Below are 7744 nucleotides of genomic sequence, written 5' to 3'. Positions count from 1 at the left end.
CCTCGTCCTGAGGAGCCGCGTCAGCGGCGTCTCGAAGGACAAGGCGGCAAGCGCCGGGATTTAATCCGCGACTTTCTCGCCATGCTCCTCGGCGCGCAGGCGGATCAGCGCCTTATTGTAGGCCCGCATGGCGTCGCGCTCGTGCAGGCAGCCGATCAGGCGCTTGGTGCGGCGATCCTCGACCACCGGCAGCAGCCCTTCCTCGATCTGCGCGAACAGCTTCACCGCCGCCTCCAGATCGTCCTCGGCCGACAGGAAGGGCGGGTCGGCGCGCATCGCCTCGCGCGCGGTCGGCCCCTTCTTGGTCTCCAGATCGAAGGCGGCGCTGCCCAGATCGGCCAGGGTGAGGATGCCCAGCAGCTTGCGGTCCTCGACCACGAACAGCTCGGCCTGCGGGGCCTTCAGCAGATGCGCGCGCAGCTCGACGATGTCGTCGTCCGGGCCGACCGTCTCCTGATCGGTGCGCAACAGCGTGCGCACCTTGATCTCCTGCAGGATGCCGACCTCGTGGCCGCCCTTGATGGTCAGCCCGCGCTTGGCGAGCTGCCAGGTGAAGAAGCTGTGCCCCAGGGCCTGCCGCGTCACCAGGCTGGAGACGGCGACCGCGACCATGGCGGCGATGGTGACCTGGTAGTCGCCGGTCATCTCGAACAGCATCAGCACGGTGGAGATCGGCGCGCCCAGCACGCCCGCCGCCACCGACGCCATGCCGATCAGCGTATAGGCCCCGGCCCCGGCGGCATGCTGGGGAAACGGCATCTCGGCCACGATGCCGAAGGCCCCGCCCAGCATCGCCCCCAGGAACAGCGCCGGGCTGAACACCCCGCCGGGAAAGCCGCCGCCCAGCGCAATCGCGGTCGCCGCCATCTTGGCGACAAGCAGCAGCACCAGCATCCAGAAGCCGTATTGCGCCTGGATCGCGAGATCGGTCGCCTCATAGCCGACGCCCAGCACCTCAGGCACCAGCAGCGCGATAAGGCCGATGGCGAGGCCGGCCGCCCCGGTGCGCACGAAGCGCGGCACGGCGATGCGGGTGGTGGCCCATTCCGCCCAATCGACGCTGCGCACGAACAGAATGGCCACCGCCGCCGAACACAGGCCGAGCAGGATGAAGGCCGGATATTCGAACACCGAGACCTCCACGACGCCCGGCACCGTGAAGGCGGGGAAATCGCCGAAATGCATGCGGCTGACGATCGCCCCCAGCACCGAGGCGACAACAATCGGCGCGAAGGCCTGCAAGCCGTAATGGCCGATCACCACCTCCAGCGCAAAGAAGGCCCCGGCCATCGGCGCGTTGAACGAGGCCGACACCGCGGACGCGACGCCGCAGCCCAGCAGGACACGTACGCTGGACCGCCCGAGGCCGATGCGGCGCGACAGCCAGCTGGCGATGGTGGCCCCCAGATGCACCGCCGGCCCCTCGCGCCCGACCGACGCGCCGGATCCCAGCGACAGCGCGCACAGAACGGCGCTGCCCAGCCCCCCGCGCACGCCGATCCGCCCGCCGCGCAGGGCGCTGGCCTCGATCACGTCGGGCACCCCCTTGGCGCTGCCGCCGGGCATGGCGTACTGGATCAACAGGCCGATCAGCACGCCGCCGGCCGCCGGGGCCAGCATGATCCGCCACCAGGGTTGCGCGGCCGCGAAGCTGGCCACCCACTCGCCGCGAAAGCCCAGGAACAGCGACTGGAACAGCTCGATCCCCTCGCGGAACAGGATCGCCGCGAAAGCCGCCGCGACGCCGACCACAACGGAGAGCACGCCGAGGCGGATATGGTCCTGCCGCAGCAACCGGCCGACGCCGCCGGTCAGGCGGGTCAGCGGCGTGCTGCGAGGCGCGGCCCCGGGCGAATCTTCCGTCATCTCACATCTTGATGGCGTCGGGATCGCGCACCTGTTCCTCGGTGATGACGCGGTTACGGCCGCTGCGCTTGGCGACGTACAGCGCCTCGTCAGCGCGCTCGATCAGACCGGAGACGCTTTCGCCCATCTGCCACAGGGCGACGCCGGCGCACAGGGTGATGCCGCCCAGCTCCACCTTGCTGTCGCGCCGCACGATCCGGCGCGAGGCGATGGTGCGGCGGATGCGGTCTGCAATGTCGGCAGCCTCTGCCAAGCCGGCATTGGGCAGCACGACGGAAAATTCCTCGCCGCCGAACCGGGCCGGCAGATCGCCGGCGCGCACGCAATCCTTCATCGTCCGCGCCACCAGCTTCAGCACCTGGTCGCCCATCTGATGGCCATAGAGATCGTTGAATTTCTTGAAATGATCGATATCGAGCATGATCAGACACATGGGCTGGCCGGTCTCCTCGGCCTCGCGCAGCACGCGGCGCATCTCCATGTCGAAGCGCTTGCGATTGGCGATGCCGGTCAGCCCGTCGGTCTGGGCATCGCGCTGCATCGTCTCCAGGTCGCGGCGCAGGATCGACATTTCCTCGCTGGAATTCAGCAGCCGGCTTTCCAGCGCCTCGTTGCGTTCCTGAATGCGCTTGGTTTCGGCGAACAGGCCGGACAGCAGCGCCGGCAGCGTCTGCGCGCTTACCCCGCCCTCCAGCTTGCTGGCCGTCTCGCGCAGGAAGCCGGCATAGGAGGCGGCGTCCTGGTTGGCGAGGCCGATCTGCGACAGCACCTCCTGCAGGATCTTCTCGGTGCTGGCGGCGGCGTTCAGCGTGGCGTTCTGAATCTCGCCGCCGAAGAACCGGGCGTAAAGCTCGTCATTGCGCCGCTGATCGAACGCCGCCTTGTCGCGCAGCAACCCGTCGATCAGACGGGTCAAATCGCCATAGCTGTCGGCATGATAATGGAACCATACCTGGAAATTTTCCGGCGTGGGCGGCACAAGCCGCTCCCGCATCGACGACAGCGCGGCTTCCGCCAAGGTCTTGATACGCTTCAGGTCGTTCATGCGGCTCAGCTATTCTCGATTTTGCACGGCATTTTATGGTTAGCAGATCGAAACGGAATTATCAGCCGCGATCATGTGTCCTAAAGCGTTTTTGTGCGGTTTTGCAGGCCGATGGCGCGGCCGGCCTCGGGCGGCGGCGGCAGGGCCGCCTGGCGCGCCTCCCACTCGATCAGCCGGGCCAGGATCGGTGCGGGAAACGGGGCCGAGCGCCGGGTGCGCATATCGACATGCAGGATCATCAGCTCGTTGGTCGCCACGGTGTCGGCCTCGTCGCCGCAATACATCACGTTGAACAGCCGCAGCTTGCGCCCCTCGACGCCCAGCACCCTGGTTTCGATACGGAACCCATCGCCCTCCACCAGTTCCCGCGCATAGGTCAGATGGGTCTCGACCACGAAGATCGTGCTGCCATGCGCGTCGCGATAGGCACGGTCCATGCCGATGGAATCGGTGAAGACGTCGATCGCATGGTCAAAGGCGACGAGGTAATAGGCCAGATTCATATGGCCGTTGCTGTCGATCCAATCCGGCAGGACGGCGCCGCGATGGGTGCTGGCGATGTGCGGTGGGGTCATGGGCGACATGCTAATGCCTATACCGCGCTTGGCAAGCCGGCAGGCATCCTCCTACACTCCGGCCATCATGCTGGCTCGTCTGCTGGCGACGCTCGGTCGTCGCGCCCCCTTCATTCTCGCTCTCGGTATCTTCATTGGCCTGGCGTTGCCGGGGCTGGCCGCTTTCGTGCGGCCGCTGCTGACCGCCAGCGTGTTCGCCATGCTGGTCATCACCATGCTGCGCATCGACTGGCCGAAGGTGATCGAGCATTCCCGGCGCCCGACCCGGCTGCTGACCTTCCAGCTCTGGGTGTTGATCGGCTGTCCGGTGCTGGTGATGCTTGCCGTCGCCCCGCTGGACCTGCCGCCCGGACTGAAGACGGCGATGGTGCTGTACGCCGCCGCGCCGTCGCTGCTGAGCTCGCCGGCGATCGCCGTGTTCTCCGGATTGGATAGCGCGCTGGCGCTGATCGTGGTGATCGGCACCATGTTCCTCTATCCCTTCGTGCTGCCGCCGCTGGCGCTGGCGCTGCTGGGCATCGACCTGCAGATCGGCGCGGCCGACCTGATGATCCGCCTGGTCCTGCTGGTCGGCGGCGCCTTCGGGCTGGCGATGGGCATCCGCAAGCTGGCCGGGGAGCAGCGGGTCAAGGATATCGGCTTCCATCTCGACGGCATGCTGGTGGTGCTGATGATCCTGTTCGCCATCGCCACCATGGACGGCATCGCCGCCCGGGCGATTGCCGAGCCGGGCTTCGTGGCGATGTTCGTGATTGCCGTCTTCGCGGTGAATCTGGGCATGCAGGCCGTCAGCATGCTGGTGTTTTTCCCGCTGCACAGAATTGCCCGCACCACGGTCGCCCTGGTTACCGGCAACCGCAACCTGGCCCTGCTGATGGCCGCGCTGGGCACGGCGGCAGACCCCGACGTGTTCCTCTATTTCGCCATCGGGCAATTGCCGATCTACCTGCTGCCGATGCTGATGCAGCCGGTTTACCGGCGGATCGCCGGCACCGGCATTCCGGTCAAGCAATCTGATCAAATCTGATAAAAAAATTACTTAGCATTTTCTGCTTCTCCCCGGCCACCCTTAGCACTTATAGAGGGAGGGCAATAGGCAAGCGGCAGTATCGGAGAAAGCCGTGCGAGCAGCCGCACGAGGCAGTGCCAAGCGAAAGCGCCAGCAACGCGTCTTGCGGCGCCTGTTCATGTTCGCCGGTGCCCTGGCCGCGGCGGGCAGCAGCTATTTCCTGACGCTCGGCAGGCCGGCGCTGTACCAGCATATCGTGGCCGGCGCGACCTTCCTGATCTGTTGCGGAACCATCCTGATCGACTACGTCACCACCCGCGGCATCGAGCGCGACGGGGGCGTCGACGCGCTGATGAGCGGCGGCAAGCTCTCGACCGGGCTGCGCGCCGCGGCGGGCCGCATTTGGGTGCAGGCCGAGGGCGGCCGCCTGACCGGCCAGGGCACCGAGGTGGAAAGCCTGTACGACGATGCCCGCAGCCAGTTCCAGGAATCCGGGGACAAGATCGGCGTCGCCCAGGCCTTGACCAGCAAGGCGGAATTGCTGCTCTCGCGCGGCCAGATGCCGGCCGCCGCCAACCTGCTGCAACAGGCGATGGCCGAGCTGGAGGGCGAGCGCACCCCGCGCGAACAGGGCAATATCCTGCTGGCCATGGGCGATCTTGCCGCCCAGGCCAACGCCAATGAGGACGCCGCCCAGCGCTATCAGGAGGCGCGCGAGAAATACCGCAGCGAGGCCGATTACATGGGCGAGGGCAACGCGCTGCTGGGCCTGGCGGAGATATTGCTGCGCCAGTTGAAGGCCGACGACGCCGCGACCAGCTTCGAGCAGGCCCGCGTCTCCTTCTCGCAGAGCGGCGACAAGCTGGGCGAGGCCCATGCGCTGGCGCGCCGCGCCGATGTCTCGCGCGAGAAACGCGATACCAGCGACGCCACCACCCGCTACGAACGGGCCAGCGTCCTGTACCGCCGCTGCGGCGATTTCGTCGGCGAGGGCGTGCTGCGCACCACCATGTACGATCTGCTGCGCATGATGGAACGGCCGAACGACGCGCGCGACCATCTGCTGCGCGGGGCGGAACTGTTGAAGCGCGCCGGCCGCCGGGTCGGCGATGGCGCGCTGCTGTCCGGCCGGGGCGATCTGCGCCGCGCCACCGGCCGCTTCGAGGCGGCCCGGCAGATCGGCGCGTCCGCCGTCGCGGCGCTGAACGACGTCAAGGACAAGGCCGACATCGCCAAGGTGCTGCTCGGCCTGGGCGAAATGGAGCGCATGCTGGGCCGGCTGAACGAGGCCAGCCAGCATTTCGAGCGCGCCACCAAGCTGGCCAACGAGGCGCAGGACAAGGGGCTGATCGGCGACGGCATGAAGGGCCAGGGCCATATCCACCGGCTGCGCAACAACCAGCGCCAGGCCAAGCAGCTGTTCAAGGAGGCCTATGGCTTCTACAGCTCGGCCGGCGACACCAAGGACCAGGCGCAGACATTGCTGGCGATGGGCCAGACCGAGTTCCTGATGGACAATCCGGACGGCGCGCGCGTCACCTTCGCCTATGCCCGCTCCTATTACGAGCAGCTCGGCGATATCGCCGGGGCCGGCGCGGCCTTGCGCGCCATCGGCGATCTGGAAGCGACGCTGGGCCGCCTGGGCCCGGCCATGGAAGCCTATGCCGAGGCGCGGAATTTCTACCAGCAGGTCGGCGATTCGCTGGCCGAGGCGGACTGCCTGTTCATGCTGGGGCTGATGAATGTCGGCAACGACAATATGACCGGCGCCGCCCTGCTGACCGCCTCCGGCCGCGTCTACCGCGCCGTCGGCGTGCCGAACTGGCAACGCCGCGCCAATACCTACGCCCAGCGGGTGCGGTAAGGCCGAAACGAAAACGAGGTTTGCGTCGAGAAGCCTTTCCGGGCGGCGGGGTTTGGCCTAGATTTCTGCCAAATCAGAAACCGAGGAAGCCCGACATGACCCGTTTGACCGACGCCCAGCTCTCGCTCCAGGCCCGCGCCCGCGAGCTGGCGCAGAGTGTGATCGCCCCGCGCGCCGCCGAGGTGGACCGCAGCGAGCAATATCCCTGGCACAATGTGGAGGCGATGGTGGAGGCCGGCTTCTTCGGCATGACCATCCCGCAGCAATATGGCGGCCAGGGGCTGGGCTATCTGGAAACCTGCCTGGTCATCGAGGAGATGGCGAAGGTCTGCGGCGTCACCGGGCGCATCGCGGTGGAGGCCAATATGGGCGCGGTCGGCGCGATCATGGCCTATGGCTCCGAGGAACAGAAGAAGCTGGCGGCGGCGCTGGTGCTGAAAGGCGACAAGCCGGCGATCTGCATCACCGAGCCGGAGGCCGGCAGCGCCGCCACCGAGATGACCACGCGGGCCGACAAAAAGGGCGACCGCTATATCCTGAACGGCAAGAAGCATTGGATCACCGGCGGCGGCGTCTCCAAGCTGCATCTGATCTTCGCGCGCATCTTCGATAATGGCGTCGAGCAGGGCATCGGCGGCTTCATCGCCGTGCGCGATCCCGAGGCCGGCATCGAGCCGAAGGGGCTGATCATCGGCAAGCGCGAACCGACCATGGGGCTGCGCGGCATTCCCGAGGCCGAAGTGATCTTCGAGAATCTGGAGATTTCCGCCGACATGCTGGTGACGCCGCCGGAAGGCATCCGGCGCGGTTTCGCCGGGCTGATGAACGCCTATAACGGTCAGCGCGTTGGGGCCGCCACCGTCGCTTTCGGCATCGCCGAGGGGGCCTATGAGACGGCGCTCGCCTTCACCAAGAAGCGTGAGCAGTTCGGCCGGCCGATCTATGAATTCCAGGGGCTGCAATTCATGCTGGCCGACATGTCGATCGCCGTGGAAGCCGCCCGCGCCATGATCCACAACGCCGCCGCCAGCGGCGAGCGCTTCCCCGACCCCACGGCGGCGGCGCAAGCCAAGGTCTTCGCCTCGGAAATGGCGGTGAAGGTGACCAATGACGCGCTGCAGCTGCATGGTGCGGCCGGCTATTCGCGCAACAATCCGGTCGAGCGCATGGTCCGCGACGCCCGCATGTTCACCATCGGCGGCGGCACCGCGCAGGTGCTGCGCACGCTGATCGCCTCGCGCATCCTGGGCGCCAAGCTGCCGCAAACCCGCGACGGCTACCTGAACCTGCCCCGCGCCGCGGCGGAGTAAGGCGCCGCTTACCGCTGCTGCTGCTCCTGCCCCTCCCCAGTCCGTCACCCCCGCACTTGTTGCGGGGGTCCACGC

General features: G+C 67.3%; 6 protein-coding genes. 3 read left to right on the top strand and 3 right to left on the bottom strand.

Annotation, left to right across the window (positions count from 1 at the left end; all coding sequences use genetic code 11):
* Positions 1-60 precede the first annotated feature (60 nt).
* The 3 genes from AUP43_RS04050 to AUP43_RS04040 form a co-directional block, all read right to left on the bottom strand.
* Entirely contained in the window at positions 61-1866 is a 1806-nt protein-coding gene (locus AUP43_RS04050; RefSeq protein WP_084462554.1) for a chloride channel protein, read from the bottom strand.
* Position 1867: 1 nt separating this feature from the next.
* Complete coding sequence (locus AUP43_RS04045) at positions 1868-2911, bottom strand: GGDEF domain-containing protein (protein ID WP_067553014.1); 1044 nt, start codon at positions 2909-2911, stop codon at positions 1868-1870.
* Between the two features lie 80 nt (positions 2912-2991).
* Positions 2992-3486 (bottom strand): thioesterase family protein, encoded by a 495-nt coding sequence (locus AUP43_RS04040; protein ID WP_067553016.1) that lies wholly within the window; start codon positions 3484-3486, stop codon positions 2992-2994.
* A 13-nt stretch (positions 3487-3499) separates the two neighbouring features.
* On the opposite strand from AUP43_RS04040, the gene AUP43_RS04035 reads away from it, so the two are divergent.
* The 3 genes from AUP43_RS04035 to acdA all read left to right on the top strand — a co-directional run bounded on the left by AUP43_RS04035 (position 3500) and on the right by acdA (position 7669).
* Positions 3500-4513 (top strand): hypothetical protein, encoded by a 1014-nt coding sequence (locus AUP43_RS04035; protein WP_157089228.1) that lies wholly within the window; start codon positions 3500-3502, stop codon positions 4511-4513.
* Between the two features lie 160 nt (positions 4514-4673).
* A complete protein-coding gene (locus tag AUP43_RS04030; RefSeq protein WP_157089227.1) occupies positions 4674-6359 on the top strand; it encodes a tetratricopeptide repeat protein in 1686 nt (561 codons plus the stop codon).
* A gap of 95 nt (positions 6360-6454) precedes the next feature.
* A complete protein-coding gene (gene acdA / locus AUP43_RS04025; RefSeq protein WP_067553007.1) occupies positions 6455-7669 on the top strand; it encodes a 3-sulfinopropanoyl-CoA desulfinase in 1215 nt (404 codons plus the stop codon).
* Positions 7670-7744: the final 75 nt, after the last annotated feature.

This window comes from Oceanibaculum pacificum (assembly GCF_001618175.1).
In the GTDB taxonomy this organism is placed as follows: Bacteria; Pseudomonadota; Alphaproteobacteria; order Oceanibaculales; family Oceanibaculaceae; genus Oceanibaculum; species Oceanibaculum pacificum.
Note: the sequence above shows the minus strand (reverse complement) of the source record. Positions and strands in the feature narration are given on the sequence as shown.

What these genes read in the sequence shown, in the direction of transcription:
- acdA (WP_067553007.1), top strand. Translation starts at nt 6,455, where the DNA reads ATGACCCGTTTGACCGACGCCCAGCTCTCGCTCCAGGCCCGCGCCCGC.
- AUP43_RS04035 (WP_157089228.1), top strand. Translation starts at nt 3,500, where the DNA reads ATGCCTATACCGCGCTTGGCAAGCCGGCAGGCATCCTCCTACACTCCG.
- AUP43_RS04045 (WP_067553014.1), bottom strand. Translation starts at nt 2,911, where the DNA reads ATGAACGACCTGAAGCGTATCAAGACCTTGGCGGAAGCCGCGCTGTCG.
- AUP43_RS04050 (WP_084462554.1), bottom strand. Translation starts at nt 1,866, where the DNA reads ATGACGGAAGATTCGCCCGGGGCCGCGCCTCGCAGCACGCCGCTGACC.
- AUP43_RS04030 (WP_157089227.1), top strand. Translation starts at nt 4,674, where the DNA reads ATGTTCGCCGGTGCCCTGGCCGCGGCGGGCAGCAGCTATTTCCTGACG.
- AUP43_RS04040 (WP_067553016.1), bottom strand. Translation starts at nt 3,486, where the DNA reads ATGACCCCACCGCACATCGCCAGCACCCATCGCGGCGCCGTCCTGCCG.